Raw genomic sequence first — 21,632 nt, 5'->3', positions numbered from 1 at the left:
GGTCAGCGGCCGCACGCCCCGAATGCCGTGGTCTGCCGGGTCAGCCCGCTGCGGGCAGGCGCAGGCGCGGGAACGCCAGGGTCATCGTGGTGCCCTGGCCCGGTGCGGATTCCACGTCGACAAAACCGCCGGCCTGCCGCATCACGCCGTACACCTGGGCCAGACCCAGGCCGGTGCCGCTGCCTTCGGGCTTGGTGGTGAAGTACGGCTCGAACAGGCGCTCGCGCACGGCTTCCTCCATGCCGCTGCCATTGTCGGTGACGGCCAATGTGACGTAGTCACCCGCCTGGCGCAGCGTGCTGCTCTCGGCCTCGCCCACGATCAGCTCGCCCAGGTCGACCCGGATGCTGCCCTGCCCGCGACATGCGTCGCGTGCATTGATGCACAGGTTGATGAAGGCCTGTTCGATGGAATGGCAGTCGCCCAGGGTAGGCAGCTCGTCATCGACGGGCCCGACCTGGAAATCCATGCCGGCGCCCAGGCTCTGCCTGGCGAAACCCTCGATGTCGCGAACGATCGCGGTCAGTTCCACCGGCGCTGCCGCATAGCGGTGCACACGGGCAAACGCAAGAAGCCGCTTGGCGAGCAGCGCGGCGTGCTGTACGCCCTCCATGCTGTAGCCAAGCATGCGGCGCTGCCGCTCGTCGAGGTTGGCCGGATCGTCCTCGATGCTGCTGAGCGCCACCATGGCGATCTGCAGCATGTTGGCGAAGTCGTGCGAGAGGCCCGCCACCAGTTGGCCAATCGCCTCGTTTTTCTGCGCCTGCTGCGAGGCGTGCTCGGCCACCGCCTGGGCGGCGCTTGCCAGGCCCAGTTGCAGCTTCAGCGACGCCTCCCGGCCGGCTCCCTCCCGCTGGAACACCCGTGCGCGCGCCAGCTGCCGAGCCAGCGCCTCATAGCGGGCGGCATCGCTTTCGCCGGCCAGTTCGCTGAGGCTGAGCCGCCGGTGCAGGCCGTGGATCACCGTGTCCAGGGCCAGCGTTGCCTGCACCGGCTCGGTGACGTCATGGCTGATCACGACGATGCCGTCCACCCGCTGTCGCGCATCCAGATACGGATGCACGCTGATCTCCCACCAGCCATCTTCGCCGTCGGCCGACGGCAGCACCTGGGTGAACTCGACCGAGCGCCCCTCGCGCGCGCTCGCCAGCGCTGCATCGATCGCGGCACGCGCTCCCTCGGGCCAGAACGCGGCCAGCGGCTGCCCGATCGCGCTGACCGGGTCGGCAATGCACAGCGCGGCGCGGCCGCTGTCGTTCATGCCGACGATGTGACCGGACACGTCGAGCTCATGTATGCCATCGGGGAAGAACCCGACCAGCTGTCGATAGCGCTCAAGTCGGTTCATGCGTCGCCGCCCCCGGGGAGCTACAGCCTACACAGATTCCACCCTCACCGGGCTTTTACACCGGACAGATCATGGTCGGTCCCCGTCTGCGGAAGATCGCCATGACCCATGCGCAGAACTACACCATCCTGCTGGCAGAGGATGACCGCAGCGCCCGCGACGCCACCGCGATGGTGCTGGAGGCCGAGGGCTACCACGTCGTGACCGCCGGCAACGGCACCAGCGCGTTGAACATGCTGATGCTGGATTCCACCATCGACCTGCTGGTGAGCGACATCCACATGCCCGGCGGCATCGACGGTATCGAACTGGCGCTGCGCGCCCGACGGCATCGGTCCATCCAGGTCATGCTGATCTCGGCGGATCCACGCAACAGCTTCACCTGTTTTCCCGAAAACACGACCTTCCTGGCCAAGCCCTACGATCGCCGCGCCCTGCTCGGCGCAGTGGGCGGGCTGCTCGGCATCACCTCCGCCTGAACGTCCGGTGGGCGAAGGGCGTGGAGCGCGCGTTTCGCGGGGTGCCCGTCGAACGCAGGCGCTGAGCGGCCGTCGGCATGGCTGAGGGCAGGCTGCGGGCTGCGGGCGGCGTCGATGCCGGTGTGCTTGCGCAGCGCCACGCTCGCGCAGGTCTCCAGGCTGACCTGGCCATGCCCGCGGCGCTGCGTCAATGGCCCCGTGCGTTCCGGCACTGGCGCCACGCCTGGGGCGGATGGAAGCTGCGCGGCAACCCGACCGCCGGAGTCGCCGATGTCACGCTCGATGGGGTTGATCCTGCTGCTTGCCGCCCTGCCCGGCGCGCCGGCGTCCGCCGCGATGGCTGCGGCCGATCGCGCCGCCTGCGAGGTATGGCAACGCGAACTGGCGTTTGCCCGCAGCGTGCAGCGGCACGATGCCGCGGCATTCGCCGCGTTCCTCGCCGACGACAGCGTGTTCGACGCAAATGCGGACACGCCCGTGCGCGGACCGCAGGCAATCGTGCGGCACTGGGCGGCGATCCTTGCCGGCAAGGCCGTGCGGCTGGACTGGTATCCGCAGCACGTGGTCGCGAGCGCGGACGGCACGCTGGCGACGTCCAGCGGCCCGTACCTGTTCGAGAACCTGGGCGCGAACGCGGCATCGCGTTACGCGATCGGACATTTCTCGACGACATGGCGGCGCGCGCCGGACGGTTCGTGGCGGGTCGCGTTCGATGGTGGCGACAGCGGCCGCCCCGCCAGCGACAAGGAGGCGGGGGACTTCCGCCGCAGCCGCCAGCACGCCTGCCAGCGACCCACCGCGGTGGTGCTGCCGACGATCCGGCATTGAGGTCCGAAAACGGCCAGTTCCGCGGCCGCCGCAGTGCTAGCCTGCGCCCATGTCCGAATCACCCGCCGCCATCCTGCCCGCGCTGGCCGTCTGCGAACAGGCGCGGCTGAGCCGCGACGCCCGCTTCGACGGATTGTTCTTCACCGCCGTCACCAGCACGCGGATCTATTGCCGCCCGGTCTGCCCGGCGCCGCCGCCGAAACCGGCAAACATCCGCTACTACGCCAGCGCCGCGGCCGCGGAAGCGGCCGGGTTCCGGCCCTGCCTGCGCTGCCGGCCGGAACTGGCGCCGGGCAATGCGAGCTGGCATCGCGGCGAGCACGTGGTGGCGCGTGCGCTGAAACTGATCGATGCCGGCGCGCTGAGCGAGCGTCCGCTGGCGGAGCTGGCCACGCGCGTGGGCGTCGGCGCGCGGCAACTGCGCCGCCTGTTCGTGGCGCATCTGGGCGCACCGCCGATCGACGTGCACACCACCCGCCGCCTGCTGTTCGCCAAGCAGCTGCTGACCGAGACTGCGCTGCCCGTGACCGAGGTGGCGCTGGCGTCGGGCTTCGGCAGCCTGCGCCGTTTCAATGCCGCGTTTGCGGCGGCGAACCGGATGCCGCCGCGCGAGCTGCGCCGGCAACCGCGCGCTGCGGCCGGCGCCACGCTGGTGCTGCGCCTGGGTTATCGCCCGCCATACGACTTCCCGGCCTTGCTGGCATTCCTGCGCACGCGCGCGCTGCCCGGCGTGGAACGGGTGGACGAGCACGCCTACGCGCGCGTGTTCGGCGACGCGGATGATGCCGGCTGGCTGCGTCTGTCCGCGGCGCCGGGCGGTGATCACGCGCTGCAACTCGAACTGCACGGCGCACGGCCCGCGCAACTGCTGCCGCTGGTCACGCGAGCGCGGCGGATGTTCGACCTCGACGCGGACCCGCGCGTGATCGCGGCGACGCTGGGCGCCAGCGCGGTGCTGAAACCGATGCTGCGCCGGCACCCGGGCCAGCGCCTGCCGGGCGGCTGGGATGGTTTCGAGATCGCGGTGCGCGCGGTGCTCGGCCAGCAGGTCAGCGTGGCGGCCGCACGCACGCTGGCCTCGCGCATCGTGCAGCGCCACGGCTCGGTGCTCGCGCTGCCGCTGCCGGACGGCCTGGAACGGCTGTTTCCGACCCCGGCGCAACTGGCCGACGCGGACCTGCGCGAGCTCGGCGTCACCACCGCACGCGCCGCCGCGATCCGCGGCATCGCGCAGGCGCTGCTCGACGGCCGCGTGGATTTTCGCGTGGAGCAACCGCTGCAGGAGTTCGTCGCCCGCTGGGTGGCGCTGCCCGGCATCGGCGAATGGACTGCGCATTACATGGCGATGCGCGCGCTGAGCCACCCCGATGCATTCCCCGCCGCCGACCTGATCCTGCGCCGAGCGGCGGCCGGCGACGGCGCCGAACTGGGCACGAAGGCGCTCGCCGCGCTGGCCGAGGCATGGCGACCGTGGCGCGCCTACGCGGTGATGCATTTGTGGCGCAGCGTCGGCGACGCCGCGACCGCCCAACGGAGCAAACCATGAACGCCGAAACGATCCACGTCGACGGGATGCCGAGCCCGGTCGGCCGCCTGCTGTTGCTGGCCGACGCGCAGGGGCTGCGCGAGATCCGCTTCGAGACCGAGCGGCACCCGCGACCGGTTTCACCGCACTGGGTGCGCTCGTCGTCGGCGCTCGCATTCGCGCGCGAGCAACTGGAGGAATACTTCGCGGGCACGCGAACCGGGTTCGACCTGCCGCTGCATCCGCAAGGCACGGCGTTCCAGTTGACGGTGTGGGAGGAACTGGCGCGCATCCCCTACGCCGAGACCATCAGCTACGGCGAGCTGGCACGCCGTATCGGCCAGCCGCAGGCGATGCGCGCGGTCGGCGCGGCGAACGGGCGCAACCCGCTGCCGATCGTGGTGCCCTGCCATCGCGTGATCGGCAGCAACGGCAGCCTCACCGGCTTCGGCGGCGGCCTGCCGGCGAAGCGATTCCTGCTGGGGTGGGAACGCCGCATCGCGCACGGCGACCTGTTCGGCGCTGACGACGGGCGCCGCGCGGCGCGCTGATCAACCGCCGCTGCGCGACGACGCCGGCGCATCCGGCGGGATCACCCGCGGCAGCACGGAGTGGGCCTGCTGCCGGTCGAGCAGGTCCCTGAGCGCAACGCGGTCGCGCTCGTGCCGCGCCTGGTCGGCCTGCTCGAGCTGGCGTTGCAGCAGCTTGTTCTTCGCGCCCGGACGCTTCGCGTTGTCGGACACGTTCTGTTGCAGTTGCTGCTGCAGTTCGCTCTGGCGCACCTGATCGCGCAGCTGCTGCTGGCGCACGGCATGGCGGGACGCGTCGCCCTGCACCGGCGCGTACGCGCGCACCGGCGTCGGCGGCGTGACCTGCCCGGCGCCCGCGACGGCGGAAGAGCCGAGCGCCAGCAGCATCGCCGTACAGGCGAGCATGCGGGTTGGAGATGCGTGGGCTGCAATCGTCATGACTCTGCGCGACCATGGGCGTTGGTTTGGCCAGAGTGTGCAACGACCCGCATGAACACAGTGTTCCGCCTGCTGCTTTGCGCAGCCATCGCCGCGTGCGCCGGTTGCGCGCATCTTTCCGGCACCGATCGCGCGCTCGTCCGCGCCGCGACAAGCGAACCCTCACCGTTGCTGCTGATCTCGATCGACGGCTATCGCCACGACTACATCGATCGCGGCCTCAGCCCCAACCTGGAGAAGCTGGCCAGGCACGGCGTGCAGGCCGCCTCGATGCAGCCCTCGTTTCCGTCGCTGACGTTTCCGAACCACTACACCCTGGTCACCGGACTGCGCCCGGACCATCACGGCGTCGTCGACAACACCATGTTCGACCCGCAGCTGGGCAAGTTCTCGCTGGGCAACCGCAAGGCGGTCAGTGACGGCCGCTGGTGGGACGAGGCCACGCCGATCTGGGTGACCGCCGACGAACACGGCATGCGCACCGCGACGATGTTCTGGCCGGGTTCGGAAGCGGCGATCCACGGCCGCCATCCCGACTACTGGCACCCGTTCGACGGCAGCGTCGGCGCCGATGCGCGGGTCGACCAGGTGCTGGCCTGGCTCGACTTGCCGCCCGCCTTGCGGCCTCGCTTTCTCACCTTGTATTTCGATGCCGTCGATCACGCCGGCCACGAGCACGGCCCGGACTCGCCGCAGGTCGACGCCGCGCTGCGCGCCACGGATGCCGCGCTGGGCCGACTGCTGCAGGGCCTGAAGCAGCGCGGGCTGTTCCAGCGGATCAACCTTATCGTGCTGTCTGACCACGGCATGGCCGCGGTGCCGGCCGGCAATACCGTGCTGCTGGACGACCTGCTGCCGCTGGACCAGGTGCAACTGGTGAGCGAGGGCATCGTCGCCGGCTTCAATCCGCGCTCCGACAGCGCGGAAGACCGCGCCCGGTTCGCGGCGATCGAACGCAAGCTGGAACGGCCGCAACGACACATGCGCTGCTGGGACAAGCGCCGCATACCGGCGCGCTTCGACTACGGAAGCAATCCGCGGGTGCCGCAGCTGATCTGCCTGGCCAACGTGCACTGGCGCATCGCCAGCCGCGCCAAGCTGGCCGCGAAGAAGGACCCGCCCAGCCTGGGCAACCACGGCTACGACAACGCCGAGCCTGCCATGCAGGCGATCTTCATCGCGCACGGCCCGGCGTTTCGCGTCGGCGCGAAGATCCCCGCCTTCCCGAATGTGGACGTCTATCCGCTGATGACCCACCTGCTCGGACTGCCTGCCGCCGCGAACGACGGCGATTACGACGCGGTGAAGGGGATGCTTGTGAAGGGGACTCGGTAGAGCGAAAGCGCCGGCAGCGACGCACTGCACCCCTGGGGTGGGCACCGCCCGCCTACCCCATCGCGCCCTTGCTCATCGGCGTCGGCGCGGTCGCCACATTGACCAGCGGCGGCAGCCGGAACAGCCACAGCGCGACCAGCAGTCCGAGCAGCACCAGCGCGCCGACGAACAGCGCCACCCCGGCCCAGCCGTGCGCGGCGTAGAACAGGCCGCCGCTGGCGCCGGCGATGCTGGAGCCCATGTAATAGCAGAACAGGTACACCGACGCGGCCTGCGCCTTCGCCGCGCCGGCGCGGCGGCCGACCCAGCTGCTGACGATCGAGTGGCCGCCGAAGAAACCGAACGTCACCGCCACGAGGCCGGCCATCACCAGCCACAGCGGTTGCGCCACGGTCAGCGCCACTCCGGCCAGCATCAGCGCGAGCGCCGTCCACAGCACCTTGCGCCGGCCCAGCTTGCCGGCCAGGTGGCCCATCCACGCCGAGCTGAAGGTGCCCACCAGATAGATGCCGAAGATCAGGCCCACCACCGCCTGGCTGAGGTTGTACGGCGGCGCCAGCAGGCGGTAGCCGAGGTAGTTGTAGACCGTGACGAACGCGCCCAGCAGCAGGAAGCCCTCGATGAACAGCCACGGCAGGCCGCGGTCGTGGAAGATGCCGTTGAAGCGACCCGCGACCGTGCGCCAGCGCAGCGGCTGCGCCGTGAAATGCCGCGAGGCAGGCAGCATGCGCCAGAAGACCAGCGCGGCCACGATGCCGATCAGCGCGACCACGGCCACGCCGATGCGCCAGCCGAAGAAGTCCGCCAGCACGCCGGTGATCAGCCGCCCGCCCATGCCGCCCACGGCACTGCCGCTGATGTACAGGCCCATGCCCAGCCCGATCGACTCGACGTGCATCTCCTCGCTGAGGTAGGTCATCGCCACCGCGGGCAGCCCGCTCAGGGTCAGCCCCAGCAGCGTGCGCACCACCAGCAGTGCGTACCAGTCCGGCATCATCGCAGTCACCAGCACCAGCACCGCCGAGCTGAGCAGCGAAGCGACCATCAGCGACTTGCGTCCCCACGCGTCCGACAGCGCGCCGGCAAACAGCATCGCGAACGCCAGCACCCCGGTGGTCAGCGACAAGGACAGCGCCGCGCCCGCCTCGCTCACCCCGTAGTGGCGGCTGAACTCCGGCATCAGCGGCTGCACGCAGTACAGCAGGCCGAACGTGGCGAAGCCGGCGGCGAACAGGGCGAGATTGGTGCGGCGGAAGTCTGGCGTGCCGTGATGGATGTAGCGCGCGGCGGCGTCCGGGAATGAGGGCACCGCCGCGGGCATCGAAGCTGTCGTCACGTCCAATGCCTGCGCTGCGCGCGAACCGGAAAGACCGGAAAGCTTAGCGCACCCGCCGCGCGAAGAACGCGATGATCAGGCCGTACAGCAGCATTGCCAGCACGTTCTCCAGCAGCGACAGCACCGTGAAGTGCGGATTCTTCGCGGCCGACAGCGGCACCACCACGAACTCCATCACCACGAAGACCACCACGCCGTAGGCAAGTCCCGCAGTGATCCAGCGGCGGCCCATCCACGCCAGGCGCTGCGCGGCCAGCACGAAGATCGCCGCGATCAGCAACGACATCGCCCATTGCAGCACCAGGCCCAGCAGCGACACCGGCAACCCGCCGGCGAACGCCGCACGGCCGAGCAGGCCGCTGGCGATCGCGCGCAGGATGATCAGCGGGTCGACCATGTTGATCAGCGACGCCGCGCCGATGTCGATGGTGCCGGCCACCAGGCCACCCCGCAGGATGGCGGCGCCCGCCGAGCGGCGTGCCTGATTCATGCGCGTTCCCGACTGCGGCGGCATGCCGCATGCGAGCGGGCAACATACTCCCGCGCCGGCGCCGTCACCCCTGCCGATGGTCACGCCGCCGGCTGGCATGCTCAGCGATAACGCCAGTGCCCGCCCACCCAGACATGCGGTGCCGCCCAGTGGCCCGGCACCCACGCGCGCCCGCGCGCGGGCACCACCACGCAGCCGGCCAGCGTCGCGCCAAACAGCAACAGCAACGCGGCGGCGGAAACACGATGCAGGAATCGACGCATGGCACGCTCCAGATGAGGGAAGTGCCCCCATCAACGGCATTCGCGCGCGGGCGATGACAAGGGTGTGGCGCACGATGGCAACCGTTCAGCCGGCCGCCCTCGACTCAGCCGGCGGCGATCCGCTGCACGGCGGTGCGATACCGCGCTGCAATGCGTTCCTCGTCATGGTGGCGGAAATCGCGCACCACCCAGCGACCGCCCCGCATCACGTCGCGCGCCAGCGGCGTGTTGCCGGCGAACAGCCAGCTGTCGAGCACGGAGGTCTCATCGCGCGCGGCGAGCAGCGGCGAGTTTTCGTCCAGCACGATCAGGTCGGCGGGCGCGCCGGCATGCAACTCGCCGCCCGGCAAGCCGCTGGCGCGCGCGCCGCCGGCCAGAGCGCCGCGCCACAGCGTCTCGCCCACGCTGGCCCCGGGCTGGCGGGCGGCGATGTTGCGGCGACGGGTGAGCAGTCGCTGGCCGTATTCGAGCCAGCGCAGTTCTTCCACCGGCGAAATGGAAATGTGCGAATCCGAGCCGATGCCGAACGTGCCCCCGGCATCGAGGTAGGCCGCCAGCGGAAACAGGCCGTCGCCGAGATTCGCCTCGGTGGTCGGACACAACCCGGCCACCGCGCCGCTGGCGGCGATCCGTGCGGTCTCCGCCTCGGTCAGGTGCGTGGCGTGTACCAGGCACCAGCGGGCATCGACCTCGGCGTGGTCGAACAGCCACTCGACCGGGCGGGCGCCGCGGATGGCCAGGCAATCCTGCACCTCGCCGATCTGCTCGGCGATGTGGATGTGGATCGGCCCGCGACGCACCCGCGAGTCGGCGAGCACTTCGCGCAACGCCGCCTCCGGCACGGCGCGCAGCGAATGCAGCGCGGTGCCGACGCGCAGGTCGCGATCGGCGTGCGCCTGCAGCGTGTCGAGCAGGCGCAGGTAGCCATCCACGTCGTGGCCGAAGCGCCGCTGCCGTTCGCCCAGCGCGCGGCCGTCGAAACCGCCGCTCATGTACAGCACCGGCAGCAGGGTCAGGCCGATGCCGGCCTCGCGCGCGGCCTCGACCAGCGCCAGCGACATGGCCTCGGCCTGCGCGTACGGCGTGCCGTCGGGCCGGTGGTGCAGGTAGTGGAATTCGCACACGCGGGTGTAGCCGGCCTTGAGCATCTCGACGTAGAGCTGCGCGGCGATCGCCTGCAGCGACTCCGGGTCGATCACCGCGGCAAAGCCGTACATCGCCTCGCGCCAGCTCCAGAAGCTGTCGTCCGCCCTTCCCCGGCGTTCGGCCAGGCCCGCCATCGCGCGCTGGAACGCATGGGAATGGAGGTTCGGCATGCCGGGCAGCACCCACTGGCCGATCGTCTCGATGCCGTCGCTCGCGTCGACCAGCGCACCACCGGCGTCCACCGCGAAGCTGGCATCGCGCTGCCATTCGCCGTCTCGCCACAACCGTCCGGCCCGGTAGCTGGTGCTGCGGCTGGTTTCGTTCATCGATGGTCTCCGTTGCGATGGTCGCCAGTGTAACCGTGCCTCCGCCGCGCCTTCACCCGAGCCTCGACACGCCCATGCATAATGGCCCGCATGGCAGGCAAATCCAGTGAAAACACCCCGCGGTTGTTGTTGCGCCAGGCGCGGCCGGTCGACGTGCCGCAATTGGTGGAACTCACCGGGCGGGTCTACGGCCCGGAATGGGGCCATTCGGCCGAGATGCTGCGCTCACAGCAGACGCACTTCCCGGAAGGCCAGTTCGTGGTCGAGTACGACGATCGCATCGTCGGCTACTGCGCCACCTTCCGCATCGACGAAGCCACCGCGCTGGCGCCGCACACCTGGATGGAGATCACCGGCGGCGGCATGGCCTCGCGCCACAAGCCGGACGGCAACTGGCTGTACGGCATGGAAGTCGTGGTGCACCCCGACTACCGTGGCATGCGCATCGGCCAGCGGCTGTATCGCGCGCGCAAGCGGTTGTGCATGAATCTCAAGCTGCGCGGCATCGTGTTCGGCGGGCGCATTCCGGGGCTGGCGAAGAACATCGCGCGCTACGGCAGTGCCGAGTCCTACGTGCAGGCGGTGACCGAAGGCCGGCGGCGCGACCTCACGCTGAGCTTCCAGCTGTCCAACGATTTCGAGGTGATCGGCCTGCTGCGCGGCTACGTGCCCTCCGACCACGAGTCGCTGGGCTACGCCGTGCACCTGGTCTGGCGCAACCCGCAACTGCTCGACCAGCCCGACACGCCCTCGATCCCCTCGCCGCAGCGCCTGCCCGACGCGGTGCGGGTGGCGTCAGTGCAGTACCAGCAGCGGCGCATCGCCTCGTTCGAGGAGTTCGCCACCCAGGTCGAGTATTTCACCGACATCGCCGCCGACTACAACGCCGACTTCGTCACCTTCCCCGAACTGATCACGCTGCAGTTGCTGTCGATCGAGAACACCGAGCTGTCGCCGGTGGATTCGATCCGCAAGCTCAGCCACTACACGCCGCAGGTGAAGGAGCTGTTCAGCCGTCTGGCCGTCCATTACAACATCAACATCATTGCCGGCACGCATCCCACCGAGCAGGCCAACGGCGACATCCACAACGTCTGCTACGTGTGCCTGCGCGACGGCTCGCTGCACGAGCGCGAGAAGCTGCACCCCACGCCCAGCGAGCGCAACGTGTGGAACATCGCCGGCGGCGACAGCGCGGCCACCGTGCTCACCGACTGCGGCCCGATCGGGGTGATGATCTGCTACGACTCGGAGTTTCCCGAGGTGGCGCGCCACCTCGTCGACCAGGGTGCGCTGATCCTGTTCGTGCCGTTCTGCACCGACGTGCGCGAGGGCTACCTGCGCGTGCGCTACTGCGCGCAGGCGCGGGCGATCGAGAACCAGTGCTACGTGGTGCTGTCCGGCAACGTGGGCAACCTGCCCGGGGTCAACAACTTCGACATCCAGTACGGGCAAAGCTGCATCCTCACGCCCAGCGACTTCGGCTTCGCCCGCGACGGCATCGCCGCCGACTCCACGCCGAACATCGAGACCGTGCTGTTCGCCGACCTGCACCTGGCAACCCTGGCCCGCGCGCGCAACGCCGGCGCGGTGACCAACCTCAAGGACCGCCGTTTCGATCTCTACGAAACCCGCTGGCGGCCACGCTGATGGCGACTCGCGGTGCGACAGCGTTCGCACCGGTATCGGACGGCCAGGGCTGGCGGCATCAATCCTGCCGCGGCCGTCTGCGATAATCGCGCCATGCCAGAACCGCCCAAGTCCGCTCCAGCATCCTCCAATCCCCGCCTGCAGGCGCTGCTCGGGCATGAGTTCTTTGCGCCGCACCACTGGAAACGCCGGTTGGTGCTGTGGGCGGGCGCCGTGCTGGTGGCGCTGGCCGCGATCCTGTTCGCCAAGGCCAGCGTCTGGTCCTACCAGTTGTTCCTGCGCATCCTGGATCACGGCATCTGGATACCGCTCATCCTCACTCCGCTGGTGTTCGGGCTGCTCGCTCAGGCAACGGAGGGGCGCCTGCGCGCGACCCGCGGCAGCGGCATTCCGCAGGTGATCGCCTCGCTGCACATCGAGGACGGCGGCTTTCGCACGCGCATGCTGTCGCTGCCGGTCGCCGCCGGCAAGATGGTGCTGACCCTGGCGTCGCTGGCGGTGGGCGCCTCGATCGGGCGCGAAGGCCCGACCGTGCATGTCGGCGCAGCGCTGTTCTACTCCATCGGCAGGCGTTTCGGCTTCAGCGATCCCAGGGCTGCATCGCGCTTCATCCTCGCCGGCGGCGCAGCCGGCATCGCGGCGGCGTTCAACACGCCGTTGGCCGGCGTGGTATTCGCAATCGAGGAGCTGGCCGGGACGTTCGAGCACCGCTTCAGCGGCCTGCTGCTGACCGCGGTGATCATCGGCGGCGTGGTGTCGCTGGGCGTCATGGGCAACTACTCATACTTCGGCGAAGTGGACGCCAGCCTGCCGCTGGGCAGCGCCTGGTTGGCCGTGCTGTTGACCGGGGTCGGTTGCGGCCTGCTCGGCGGCCTGTTTGCGCGCCTGATCCTGCTCAGTCGACGCGGCCCGCTGGCGCAGGTCGGTCGCCTTCGCGCGCGCTGGCCGGTGTTGTTCGCCGCCGGCTGCGGCCTGGCACTGGCGGTGCTCGGCGTGTGTACGCACAACAGCATCTACGGCACCGGCTACGACCAGGCCCGCGCGATCGTGCAGGGCACGGCCGCCATGCCGGGACAGGACTTCGGCATCGCCAAGCTGCTGGCCAATGTGGTCTCGTACTGGGCCGGCATCCCCGGTGGCATCTTTTCGCCGGCGCTGGCGGTAGGCGCCGGCCTGGGCCAGAACATCGCGCATCTGCTGCCGGGCGCGCCCGCCGGTGCGGTGGTGCTGCTGGGCATGAGCGCCTACCTCGCCGGTGTCACCGGTTCGCCGCTGACCTCGGCGGTGATCGCGATGGAGCTGACCGACAACCAGGACATGGTGATTCCGATCATGGCAGCCTGTCTGCTTGCTCGCGCGGCCGCGTCGCTGTTCTGCCCGACCCCGGTATATCGGGACTTCGCCGAACGCATGGTGCGCGACGCCGAGCGACAGCAGCAGGCCGAGCGGGCCCACCACCAGCCCGCCAGACCGTTGCCCGCAGCCGCCGAGACCACGGCCTACCCCGACTCCGCCGAGTCCGGCCAACCGCAGCATCCCGGCAAACCATGACGGAGCGATACCGATGACCCAACCACGCTGGGACCGCCTGCTGTTGAACGCCACCCTGGCGACGTTCGCCGGCGAAACGCCGTATGGCTTGGTCGAGCACGCGGCCATCGCCATGCAGCACGGGCGCATTGCCTGGCTGGGGCGGATGAACGAACTGCCGGACGCGCCGGTGGCGCTGGCCGACGAAGTGGAATCGCTGGACGGCGCCCTGGTCACCCCCGGGCTGATCGATTGCCACACCCATCTGGTGTTCGGGGGCGACCGCGCCGACGAGTTCGACCTGCGCCTGAATGGCGCCAGCTACGAGGAGATCGCCCGCGCCGGCGGCGGCATCGCCTCCACCGTCAAGGCCACCCGTGCGGCCAGCGAAGAGTTTCTCTACGCGCAGGCGCTGCCGCGCGCCCGCGCGCTGCTGGCCGACGGCGTGACCACGCTGGAGATCAAATCCGGCTACGGCCTGGAACTGGACAGCGAACGCCGCATGCTGCGCGTGGCGCGCCGGCTCGGCCGCGAGCTGGGCATCAGCGTACGCACCAGTTTCCTTGGCCTGCACGCACTGCCGGCGGAGTTCAAGGATCGCCGGGCCGACTACCTGACGCTGGTCTGCGACGAGATGCTGCCGGCGCTGGCGCGCGAAGGCCTGGTCGATGCGGTCGACGGCTTCTGCGAGAGCATCGGCTTCAGCGTCGCGGAAGTTCGTCGTCTGTTCGAGCGGGCACGCGAACTCGACTTGCCGGTGAAGCTGCACGCCGAGCAGTTGTCCGACCAGCACGGCGCCGCCCTGGTGGCCGAGTTCGGCGGGCTGTCGGCCGATCACCTGGAGCATCTGGGCGAGGCAGGCGTGCGCGCCATGGCCGCCGCGGGCACCGTCGCGGTGCTGCTGCCGGGGGCGTTCTACGCGTTGCGCGAAACCCGCTTGCCGCCGATCGGCCTGCTGCGCGAACAACGCGTGCCGCTGGCGGTGGCCACCGATTGCAACCCCGGCACCTCGCCGCTGCTGTCGCTGCGCATGGCGGCGGGCATGGCCTGCACGCTGTTCCGGCTGACCCCGGAAGAAGCGCTGCGCGGCGTGACCGTCAACGCCGCGCGCGCGCTGGGTCTGTCCGATCGCGGCACGCTGGCGGCTGGCCAGCGCGCCGACGTGGTGATCTGGAATGCGCGCCAGCCGGCGGAACTGTGCTACTGGATCGGCGGCAACCTGGCGCGGCGGGTCTACGTGGCCGGCGAGGCAGTATCGCGGCGCAAGCCTGCGCAGCGCGCGGCGGGCACCCAGGCGTAGGGAGTCGCCGCGCCAGGACTCTTCGGATCACCACCGCGCGAGGCGTTCGCGCAAGGCGGCATGGAAGGCCGGCGGCAATTCCGCCCGCACCGGCACGCGCCACCAGTGCGGCCGTGCGAACGACCGGCACTTGACCGCATCCTTGTCGGTCATCAACAGCGGCAGGCTGTCCGCGAAATCCAGCTCGTCCGCGCTGAACGCATGGTGGTCGGCAAAGGCGTGCCCGATCACCTCGATGCCGGCGGCGCGCAGGCTGTCGAAGAATCGCTGCGGGTTGCCGATGGCCGCCACCGCGTGTGCCGGCCCGGTGGCGAAGCTGGCCAGCGGGCGACGCTCGCCGCCTTCCAGCGCCACCGCCTCGTCGCCGCGCAACTGCATCGGATATTCGCCGGCCTCGGCGGTGCCGCCGTTGCATACGCGCAGGTCCACGCTGCGCAGCCGGCCCAGCGGTTCGCGCAGCGGGCCGAGCGGCAGCAGTTTGCCGTTGCCGAAGCGACGGACGCCGTCGATCACGCAGATCTCCACGTCGCGCGCCAGCGCGTAATGCTGCAGGCCGTCATCGGCCACCACCACGTCGCAGCCGGCGTCGAGCAGCAGCCTTGCCGCCGCGGGACGATCGCGCCCGACCGCGACCGGCACGCCGCTGGCGCGGATCAGACAGGGTTCGTCGCCGACCTGTCGCGGGTCCGGCGAGCCGCCGAGCAGCAGCGGCTCGCGTTGCGTGCCGCCGTGGCCGCGACTCACGACGCCGGGCCGGAACCCGTGCTCGCGCAGGCTGGCGGCCACCGCGATCGTCAGCGGCGTCTTGCCGGTGCCGCCGGCGGTGAGGTTGCCGATGACCACCACCGGCACCGGCAGGCGCTCGCGGCGCAGCCAGCCGATGCGGTACAACGCGCGACGAAGCCGGATCACGCCGCCGTAGAGTGCAGCCAGCGGCCACGTCCACCACGGCGCGCGACCGCCGCCGTACCAGGCCGATGCGAGCGTGTCGGGCAGCGCCATGACGGGCGTCTCAGCCGCCGGCCGTTACGGCCGCGGCGTCGTGGAACTGCATGCGGTGCAGCGCGGCATACTGCCCGTTCAGCGCGAGCAGTTCGGCGTGGGTGCCGCGCTCGACGATGCGGCCCTGATCCATCACCGCGATCTGGTCGGCGCCTTCCACGGTGGACAGGCGATGGGCGATCACCAGCGTGGTGCGATCCTTCATCAGCCGTGTCAGCGCCTGCTGGATCAGCCGTTCGGACTCGGTATCCAGTGCGCTGGTGGCCTCGTCCAGCACCAGGATCGGCGCGTTCTTGAGGATCGCCCGGGCGATCGCGATGCGCTGGCGCTGGCCGCCGGAGAGCAGGTTGCCGCTCTGCCCGATCGGCGTGTGGATGCCGAGCGGCATGCGCGAGATGAACTCCATCGCATTGGCCGCCTCGGCCGCAGCGACGATTTCCGCCTCGCTGGCGCCGGCCAGCTCGCCGTAGGCGATGTTGTTGGCCACGGTGTCGTTGAACAGCACCACGCTCTGGCCGACCCAGGCAATCTGCCTGCGCAGCGAAGCCAGCGTGTAGCTGCGGCAATCCTCGCCATCGAGCACGATGCGCCCGGCGCCGGGCACGTTGAAGCGCGGCAGCAGGCTGACCAGGCTGCTCTTGCCGCTGCCCGAGCGTCCGACCAGGGCGGTGACCGTGCCGGGCGCGCAATCGAGATTGACTTCCTGCAGGGCGGGAACATGGCTGCGCGGGTACGTCAGGCCGACGTCGACGAAATGCAGCTCGCCGCGGCTGCGCTCGAGCTCCAGCGTGCCGGCATCGCGCTCCGGCGGCAGGTCGATCACGTCGAAGATGTCCTCGGCCGCCGACAGTCCGCGCTGGATGTTCGCCTGCACGTTGGTGAGGCGCTTCAGTGACGGCAGCATGGTGCCCATCGCGGTGAGCACGGCGAAGAACACGCCGGGCGTCATGTTGACCAATACCTGCGGCCGCGTGCCGAGAAACACCAGTGCCGCCAGCGCGCTGGCCGCCACCAGTTGCACGGTGGAGCTCGACGCCGCGTTGGTGGCGGCGATCTTCAGGTTGAGCCGCCGCGTATGCCGGGTGATCTGGTCGAAACGCTCGGCCTCATGCGCCTGGCCGCCGTACACGCGCACCTCGCGATGCGCGCCCACGGATTCCTCCACCGTGCCGGTGACCGAACCCATGCTGCCCTGGATGCGCCGGCTGATCTGCCGGTAGCGGCGCGCCACCACCGTGGCCACCAGCGCGATCGCCGGCACCATCACCAGCAGCGAAAGCGTCAGGTAGGGGCTGTAATAGAGCATCACGAACAGCATCGCGATCACGGTGAAGCCGTCGGTGATGGCGATCTTCGCCGCACTGCTGGACGCCGCGGCAACCTGTTCGCTGGTGTAGGTGATGCGCGAGATCTGCTGGCCCGACGGCTCGCTGCCGAAATACGGCGCCGGCAGCTTCAGGTACGCGGCGAACACCTCCAGCTGCAGCGCCTGCACCACGTGCCGGCCGATGTAGGAGATGCCGTAATCGCTGACGAAGGTGCCCAGCGAGCGCACCAGAAAGATCGCGATGATCCAGATCGGCATCCAGAAGATCAGGTACGGGTCTTTCTGCGCGAACAGGTTGTCGATCATCGGCTTGATCAGCCCGGTGAACAGCGCCAACCCGCCGCCGTCGGCCAGCATGCCGACGAAGGCCACCAGGCCGATCGCCCAGTAGCGTCGCGTGTAGCCGAGCAGGCGTTTGTAGGTCGGCCAGCTGCCCGCGTCTGCCGCGGTCGCCTGGTCCGCGTTCATTGCGCGGCGCCCGGTTTGCTCGGCGTCGTGGCGATCGACAGGCGGGTGAAGCCGAGCTGGCCCAGTGCATCCATCGCGGTCACCACGTTCTGGTTCGGCGTCATCGCATCAGCCCGGATCGTCACCGCCTGGTCGCGGCTGTCGCCGGCATGGCGCGCGAGGCTCTGCTTGAGCGCCTCGATGCCCTCGCCCATCACCTCGTCGCTGCCGACGAAGAAGCGGCCGTCGCGGTCGATCATGATGGTCAGCGCCGGCGCGTTCATGTCGCGCTCCTGCACGCTCGCCTGCGGCAGGGTCACCTTCAGCCGCGAATGCTGCACGAAGGTGCTGGTGAGCACGAAGAACATCAGCAGGGTCAGCAGCACGTCGATCAACGGGATCACGTTGATCTCGAAATCGTCTCCGCGGCGGTCGTTGCCGATGCGCATCGACGGTGCCTCAGCTCGCGCTCGGCGCGGCGGGTGCCGGCGCGCGACGCGCACGCGCGACGGGTGCCGGCGCGGTCAGGGTGAGATCGTCCAGCAAGGCTGTGGCCTGCTTTTCCATCAGCACGCAGTAACCGGCCACGCGCGAGCGGAAGTAGCGGTGCAGCACGTAGGCGGGGATCGCCACGGTCAGGCCGGACGCGGTGCAGATCAGCGCCTCGCCGATGCCGCCGGCCATCCGCGCGGGATCGCCGATGCCGCCGCCCATCACCTCCATGAACATGCGGATCAGGCCGATCACGGTGCCGAACAGGCCCAGCAGCGGGCCGATCAGGGCGATCGTGCCCAGCGTGTTGAGATAGCGCTCCATCCGGTGCACCACGTGGCGACCGGTGTCCTCGATGCGCTCCTTGATGATCTCGCGCGGCTGCCGCCGCACCGCGAGCGCGGCTGCCAGCAGCTCGCCCAGCGGCGAGCCGTTGGCAAGGGCTTCCAGATGACCGGGATCGAGCTGGCCCGAGCGCGCCCACTGGCGTACCTCGTCGCCCAGCCCGGGCGGAAGCACCGAGCTGCGGCGCAGCGTCCAGCAACGCTCCAGCACGATCGCCAGGGCGACCGCCGAACAGATCAGGATGGGCACCATCGCCCAGCCGCCCGCCATCAGGATATCAAGCACCTTCAGTCCTCGCCGCACCACGCTCCGGGGAAGCGCGCATGATAGCAGCGTCGTTCGCGCGTACTGCGGCAGGCGTGGCAATCCCGGCGTCGCACCATGCTACTCGCGCCAGTAGCGGGGCTGCTGCCGGCGCCAGCCCGGCTGCCGTCGCGGCGTCCCGTCGGCGGGAAACTCCACCTCCACGGCCCCCTCCACGGCGGTGTTGAACAACGGCACGCCCGCCTCGGCATAGCGCGCCAGGACCTCCGCACGCGGGTGCCCGAAGCGATTGCGCCAACCGGCGGAAACCAGCGCCAGCGACGGCCTCAACGCCGCGATGAAGGCCGCACCGGAGGAAGTCTTGCTGCCATGATGCGGCACCACCAGCACCGGCGGCGGGCCCGCCCCCACCGCCGCAGCCACCGCCGGTTCCACCTTCGAACTGATGTCGCCTGGCAGCAGCACCCGCCCGCCGCGTCCCTCCACCAGCAGCACGCAGGAGCTGTCGTTGTCGCGGTCCCCGCCGCCGGGCGCCGGGCTCAGCACGCGGAAGCGCACGCCATCCCACTGCCACGCCTGTCCGGCCGCGCATTGCTGCATGGGCACGCGCATGCGGGCGGGTTCGCCGGCCAGCCGGCGTGCCTGCGGAAACGCCTCGGCAACCGTCTGCGCGCCACCGGCGTGATCATTGTCGCCATGGCTGATCATCAACATATCCACGCGCGACAGGCCCAGCGCATGGATGGACGGCAGCACCACGGCCTCGCCGAGGTCGAAACCGGAGGGATAGCGCGCACCGGTGTCATAGACCAGCAGGTGATCGTGCGTGCGCACCAGCACCGCCAGCCCCTGCCCCACGTCGAGCACCCACAACCGGAACGCTCCGTCGGCCGGCGTACTGCGCGGCGGCAACAGCAGCGGCAGGAACAGCGCCGCCCCGAGCCAGCGCAGCGGCACCCCGCGCGGCATGAACATCCACAGCGCACCGACCACCGCCAGCAGCAGCGCGTGGAGCTGCACCGCCGGCAGATACCAGTGCGCCCCCGGCCAGGTGGCCATGCGCTCGAACAGCCACCATTGCGCGTGGACGATCCGCGCGGCCAGCCACAGCACCGGCGCGGCCAGCGGCGGGCACAGCAGCAACAGCAGCATCCCGAACAGCGCGCACGGCACGATCACGAAACTCACCACCGGCACCGCGACCAGGTTGGACAGCGCACCGACCAGCGACGCCTGGCCGAAGAACCACAGGGTCAGCGGCAGCAGCGCCACGGTCATCAGCAACTGGCCGGCGGAGAGTTCGTGCAGGAAGGCACGCCAACCGCGACCTTGCGCCTGCAGGCAGAGAATCAGGAACGCCACGCCGACGAAGGACAACCAGAATCCCGGCGCCAGCACCGCCAACGGATCGGCCAGCAGGATCGCGATCATCGCCAGCGCCAGCGATTGCACCCCGCTGCTGCCGCGCCGGCTGCAACGCGCCAGCGCCACCACCGCGATCATCAACAGCGTGCGCACGGTAGGCAGGCCGAAGCCGGCCAGCGCGCTGTAGACCACGGCGAACAGCAGCGCCGCGGCGGCCTGCGCCTGCGGCCGCGGCAGACGCAGCGCCGCTGGCGGCCACAACGCGTAGACCAGCCAGGCCAGCCACACGCCGAACACCGCCGCCACGCCGACGTGGAAACCGGAGATCGCGATCAGGTGCGAGACGCCGTTCGCCCGTGCCACCGCCCAGTCCTGCTGGTCGAGGCCACGCGTGTCGCCGACCGCGAAGGCGCGCAACAGCGCGGCATCGTGCGGGTCATGCACGCGCGCGGCGATGCCGCGGGCGATCGCCGCGCGCGTGCCGTCCACGCACCAGCGCGGACCCGGGAGGCGGCGATTGCCTTCATCCTCGCGCACGTAGCCGGTGGCGACGATGCCGCGCTCCAGCGCCGAGCGCTCGCTGTCGGTGCTGCCGGGGTCGAGCAGCGCGCGCGGGCGCTTCAGGCGCAGCAGCAGGCGCCAACGCGTGCACGGCGCGAGCGGCGGCGCGCCCTCGTACCACGACACGGTGAGCAGGCCGTGCAAGGCCAGCGGCCGGCCGTCCAGTTGGGCGCTTTCGACCCGCAGGGTGAAGCGGCTGGCATCGGTACGCGCCAGCGGCAATCCGTCGAGACTGCCGACGACGAGCACGTCGCGGCCTTCCAGCGCGCGCGGCAGCCGGGCCTGCATCGCCTGCGTGCCGCACCACAGCGCCCAGGCGACACCCAGAGGCAGGGCGCACAGCCAGCGCCAGCGCGGATAACGCCACGCCCAGGCCAACGCCAGCACGATGAGCGGCAGGCAGATCCACACCGACGGCAGGCGCGGCCACGCCTGCACCAGCAACACGCCTGCCAGCAAGGCCAGCGCCGCCGTGATCGCCCCGTGTCGCGCCATGCCGCGTCGCCCGTTCCGTCCTGGAGACCGTCGAGCCTAGCGTGCAAGCGGCGACGCTGATGCTGAAAGTGCTGTAGGCGTGCGCCGGGGTGCGCTCCTGCCGTTGACGTCAGGCGCCCGGACCTTCCCGCAGCACGCCGTTGTGCAACACCAGGGTGCGATCCATCTTCGCGGCCAGGTGCGGATCATGCGTGACCAGGATGAAGCTGGTGCCGATTTCGCGGTTGAGTTCCAGCATCAGCTCGTAGACCTGGGCCGCGTTCGCCTCGTCGAGGTTGCCGGTGGGCTCGTCGCCGAGCACGCAGGCCGGCCGCGTCACCAGCGCACGCGCCACCGCACAGCGCTGGCGCTCGCCACCGGAGAGTTCCGATGGCTTGTGGTGGGTGCGCGCGCCCAGGCCGACCCGCTCCAGCAAGCCGACCGCCTGCCGCTGCGCCTCGGCGATCGCGGTGCCGCGGATCAGCAACGGCATGCACACGTTCTCCAGCGCGGTGAACTCGGGCAGCAGGTGGTGGAACTGGTAGATGAAGCCGAGCGACCGGTTGCGCACGCGGCCGCGCTCGGCGTCGGAGAGCTTCGACAGTACGCGGCCATCCACCTCCACTTCGCCGGCGGTCAGCGTGTCCAATCCGCCGATGATGTGCAGCAGGGTGCTCTTGCCGGAGCCGGAGGCGCCGACGATCGCCATCGTCTCGCCGCGTTTCAGGGTGAAACTGACGTCGCTCAGCACGTCGGTGCGCAGGCCGCCTTCGGCGTAGGTCTTGGCCACATGGCTGGCGCGCAGCACGTTTTCGCGGGTGGGAGACATGG

The 21,632-nt window shown here is 70.3% G+C and carries 20 protein-coding genes; 8 read left to right on the top strand and 12 right to left on the bottom strand.

Translation table 11 applies throughout. From position 1 onward, the window contains the following. Window positions 1-40 precede the first annotated feature (40 nt). Window positions 41-1,348 carry a two-component system sensor histidine kinase NtrB gene (locus tag ACVCMB_RS01785; RefSeq protein ID WP_395118006.1) on the bottom strand — a complete coding sequence of 436 codons (1,308 nt, stop codon included), beginning with the start codon at window positions 1,346-1,348 and terminating at the stop codon, window positions 41-43. A gap of 101 nt (window positions 1,349-1,449) precedes the next feature. Between ACVCMB_RS01785 and ACVCMB_RS01780 the strand changes: the two genes are divergently transcribed. From ACVCMB_RS01780 to ACVCMB_RS01765, 4 genes are all read left to right on the top strand, one after another. Next, the gene (locus tag ACVCMB_RS01780) at window positions 1,450-1,827 is read left to right on the top strand and encodes a response regulator (protein ID WP_447105995.1); all 378 of its coding nucleotides are present in this window, start codon (window positions 1,450-1,452) and stop codon (window positions 1,825-1,827) included. A 270-nt stretch (window positions 1,828-2,097) separates the two neighbouring features. After that, window positions 2,098-2,655 carry a YybH family protein gene (locus tag ACVCMB_RS01775; protein ID WP_447105994.1) on the top strand — a complete coding sequence of 186 codons (558 nt, stop codon included), beginning with the start codon at window positions 2,098-2,100 and terminating at the stop codon, window positions 2,653-2,655. Between the two features lie 49 nt (window positions 2,656-2,704). Further along, window positions 2,705-4,201: an AlkA N-terminal domain-containing protein gene (locus ACVCMB_RS01770; RefSeq protein WP_447105993.1), complete on the top strand. Its 1,497-nt coding sequence runs from the start codon at window positions 2,705-2,707 to the stop codon at window positions 4,199-4,201. Next, window positions 4,198-4,731, top strand: a complete 534-nt coding sequence (locus ACVCMB_RS01765) for a methylated-DNA--[protein]-cysteine S-methyltransferase (protein WP_395117998.1) — start codon at window positions 4,198-4,200, stop codon at window positions 4,729-4,731. The genes ACVCMB_RS01770 and ACVCMB_RS01765 overlap by 4 nt, the downstream gene beginning before the upstream one ends. Here the strand turns inward: ACVCMB_RS01765 and ACVCMB_RS01760 are convergent, their stop codons facing one another. Beyond that, on the bottom strand, window positions 4,732-5,115 hold the full coding sequence (locus ACVCMB_RS01760; protein WP_447105992.1) for a hypothetical protein: 384 nt from the start codon (window positions 5,113-5,115) through the stop codon (window positions 4,732-4,734). A gap of 84 nt (window positions 5,116-5,199) precedes the next feature. Here ACVCMB_RS01760 and ACVCMB_RS01755 point away from each other — a divergent pair, with 84 nt between their 5' ends. Continuing rightward, complete coding sequence (locus ACVCMB_RS01755; RefSeq protein WP_447105991.1) at window positions 5,200-6,483, top strand: alkaline phosphatase family protein; 1,284 nt, start codon at window positions 5,200-5,202, stop codon at window positions 6,481-6,483. Between the two features lie 52 nt (window positions 6,484-6,535). Here the strand turns inward: ACVCMB_RS01755 and ACVCMB_RS01750 are convergent, their stop codons facing one another. From ACVCMB_RS01750 to ACVCMB_RS01735, 4 genes are all read right to left on the bottom strand, one after another. After that, window positions 6,536-7,804, bottom strand: coding sequence for an MFS transporter (locus ACVCMB_RS01750; protein ID WP_447099464.1), 1,269 nt, complete (start codon window positions 7,802-7,804; stop codon window positions 6,536-6,538). 58 nt (window positions 7,805-7,862) lie between these two features. After that, entirely contained in the window at window positions 7,863-8,309 is a 447-nt protein-coding gene (locus ACVCMB_RS01745) for a hypothetical protein (protein WP_447099108.1), read from the bottom strand. 101 nt (window positions 8,310-8,410) lie between these two features. Next, on the bottom strand, window positions 8,411-8,572 hold the full coding sequence (locus ACVCMB_RS01740; RefSeq protein ID WP_447099109.1) for a hypothetical protein: 162 nt from the start codon (window positions 8,570-8,572) through the stop codon (window positions 8,411-8,413). Between the two features lie 104 nt (window positions 8,573-8,676). Next, window positions 8,677-10,044: a formimidoylglutamate deiminase gene (locus ACVCMB_RS01735; protein ID WP_447099110.1), complete on the bottom strand. Its 1,368-nt coding sequence runs from the start codon at window positions 10,042-10,044 to the stop codon at window positions 8,677-8,679. A 90-nt stretch (window positions 10,045-10,134) separates the two neighbouring features. Here ACVCMB_RS01735 and ACVCMB_RS01730 point away from each other — a divergent pair, with 90 nt between their 5' ends. The 3 genes from ACVCMB_RS01730 to hutI all read left to right on the top strand — a co-directional run bounded on the left by ACVCMB_RS01730 (window position 10,135) and on the right by hutI (window position 14,524). After that, window positions 10,135-11,694 carry a carbon-nitrogen hydrolase family protein gene (locus ACVCMB_RS01730; protein WP_395117984.1) on the top strand — a complete coding sequence of 520 codons (1,560 nt, stop codon included), beginning with the start codon at window positions 10,135-10,137 and terminating at the stop codon, window positions 11,692-11,694. Between the two features lie 93 nt (window positions 11,695-11,787). Next, window positions 11,788-13,245 (top strand): chloride channel protein, encoded by a 1,458-nt coding sequence (locus tag ACVCMB_RS01725; RefSeq protein ID WP_447105990.1) that lies wholly within the window; start codon window positions 11,788-11,790, stop codon window positions 13,243-13,245. 13 nt (window positions 13,246-13,258) lie between these two features. Next, complete coding sequence (hutI, locus tag ACVCMB_RS01720) at window positions 13,259-14,524, top strand: imidazolonepropionase (protein ID WP_447105989.1); 1,266 nt, start codon at window positions 13,259-13,261, stop codon at window positions 14,522-14,524. A 27-nt stretch (window positions 14,525-14,551) separates the two neighbouring features. On the opposite strand, the gene lpxK is transcribed toward hutI, so the two are convergent. The 6 genes from lpxK to lolD all read right to left on the bottom strand — a co-directional run bounded on the left by lpxK (window position 14,552) and on the right by lolD (window position 21,630). Continuing rightward, complete coding sequence (gene lpxK / locus ACVCMB_RS01715) at window positions 14,552-15,526, bottom strand: tetraacyldisaccharide 4'-kinase (RefSeq protein WP_447105988.1); 975 nt, start codon at window positions 15,524-15,526, stop codon at window positions 14,552-14,554. 10 nt (window positions 15,527-15,536) lie between these two features. Continuing rightward, window positions 15,537-17,321 (bottom strand): lipid A export permease/ATP-binding protein MsbA, encoded by a 1,785-nt coding sequence (gene msbA, locus ACVCMB_RS01710; protein ID WP_395117976.1) that lies wholly within the window; start codon window positions 17,319-17,321, stop codon window positions 15,537-15,539. Then, a complete protein-coding gene (locus ACVCMB_RS01705) occupies window positions 17,318-17,749 on the bottom strand; it encodes an ExbD/TolR family protein (protein ID WP_395117974.1) in 432 nt (143 codons plus the stop codon). Before ACVCMB_RS01705 ends, msbA begins: the two co-directional genes overlap by 4 nt. Window positions 17,750-17,759: 10 nt before the next feature. Next, window positions 17,760-18,407, bottom strand: a complete 648-nt coding sequence (locus tag ACVCMB_RS01700; RefSeq protein WP_395121376.1) for a MotA/TolQ/ExbB proton channel family protein — start codon at window positions 18,405-18,407, stop codon at window positions 17,760-17,762. Between the two features lie 114 nt (window positions 18,408-18,521). Beyond that, window positions 18,522-20,822: a DNA internalization-related competence protein ComEC/Rec2 gene (locus tag ACVCMB_RS01695; protein WP_447105987.1), complete on the bottom strand. Its 2,301-nt coding sequence runs from the start codon at window positions 20,820-20,822 to the stop codon at window positions 18,522-18,524. Window positions 20,823-20,931: 109 nt separating this feature from the next. Further along, the gene (lolD, locus tag ACVCMB_RS01690; protein ID WP_395117970.1) at window positions 20,932-21,630 is read right to left on the bottom strand and encodes a lipoprotein-releasing ABC transporter ATP-binding protein LolD; all 699 of its coding nucleotides are present in this window, start codon (window positions 21,628-21,630) and stop codon (window positions 20,932-20,934) included. Window positions 21,631-21,632 lie beyond the last annotated feature (2 nt).

The organism is Rhodanobacter sp. UC4443_H10 (assembly GCF_052978325.1).
The sequence above is the reverse complement of the archived record's forward strand: the minus strand, read 5'-3'. Positions and strand labels throughout refer to the sequence as shown.

Bases quoted from the DNA above. Each gene is read 5' to 3' on its own strand.
- ACVCMB_RS01785 (WP_395118006.1), bottom strand. From the start codon at position 1,348: ATGAACCGACTTGAGCGCTATCGACAGCTGGTCGGGTTCTTCCCCGAT.
- ACVCMB_RS01780 (WP_447105995.1), top strand. From the start codon at position 1,450: ATGACCCATGCGCAGAACTACACCATCCTGCTGGCAGAGGATGACCGC.
- ACVCMB_RS01775 (WP_447105994.1), top strand. From the start codon at position 2,098: ATGTCACGCTCGATGGGGTTGATCCTGCTGCTTGCCGCCCTGCCCGGC.
- ACVCMB_RS01770 (WP_447105993.1), top strand. From the start codon at position 2,705: ATGTCCGAATCACCCGCCGCCATCCTGCCCGCGCTGGCCGTCTGCGAA.
- ACVCMB_RS01765 (WP_395117998.1), top strand. From the start codon at position 4,198: ATGAACGCCGAAACGATCCACGTCGACGGGATGCCGAGCCCGGTCGGC.
- ACVCMB_RS01760 (WP_447105992.1), bottom strand. From the start codon at position 5,115: ATGCTCGCCTGTACGGCGATGCTGCTGGCGCTCGGCTCTTCCGCCGTC.
- ACVCMB_RS01755 (WP_447105991.1), top strand. From the start codon at position 5,200: ATGAACACAGTGTTCCGCCTGCTGCTTTGCGCAGCCATCGCCGCGTGC.
- ACVCMB_RS01750 (WP_447099464.1), bottom strand. From the start codon at position 7,804: ATGCCCGCGGCGGTGCCCTCATTCCCGGACGCCGCCGCGCGCTACATC.
- ACVCMB_RS01745 (WP_447099108.1), bottom strand. From the start codon at position 8,309: ATGAATCAGGCACGCCGCTCGGCGGGCGCCGCCATCCTGCGGGGTGGC.
- ACVCMB_RS01740 (WP_447099109.1), bottom strand. From the start codon at position 8,572: ATGCGTCGATTCCTGCATCGTGTTTCCGCCGCCGCGTTGCTGTTGCTG.
- ACVCMB_RS01735 (WP_447099110.1), bottom strand. From the start codon at position 10,044: ATGAACGAAACCAGCCGCAGCACCAGCTACCGGGCCGGACGGTTGTGG.
- ACVCMB_RS01730 (WP_395117984.1), top strand. From the start codon at position 10,135: ATGGCAGGCAAATCCAGTGAAAACACCCCGCGGTTGTTGTTGCGCCAG.
- ACVCMB_RS01725 (WP_447105990.1), top strand. From the start codon at position 11,788: ATGCCAGAACCGCCCAAGTCCGCTCCAGCATCCTCCAATCCCCGCCTG.
- hutI (WP_447105989.1), top strand. From the start codon at position 13,259: ATGACCCAACCACGCTGGGACCGCCTGCTGTTGAACGCCACCCTGGCG.
- lpxK (WP_447105988.1), bottom strand. From the start codon at position 15,526: ATGGCGCTGCCCGACACGCTCGCATCGGCCTGGTACGGCGGCGGTCGC.
- msbA (WP_395117976.1), bottom strand. From the start codon at position 17,321: ATGAACGCGGACCAGGCGACCGCGGCAGACGCGGGCAGCTGGCCGACC.
- ACVCMB_RS01705 (WP_395117974.1), bottom strand. From the start codon at position 17,749: ATGCGCATCGGCAACGACCGCCGCGGAGACGATTTCGAGATCAACGTG.
- ACVCMB_RS01700 (WP_395121376.1), bottom strand. From the start codon at position 18,407: ATGGCGGGCGGCTGGGCGATGGTGCCCATCCTGATCTGTTCGGCGGTC.
- ACVCMB_RS01695 (WP_447105987.1), bottom strand. From the start codon at position 20,822: ATGGCGCGACACGGGGCGATCACGGCGGCGCTGGCCTTGCTGGCAGGC.
- lolD (WP_395117970.1), bottom strand. From the start codon at position 21,630: ATGTCTCCCACCCGCGAAAACGTGCTGCGCGCCAGCCATGTGGCCAAG.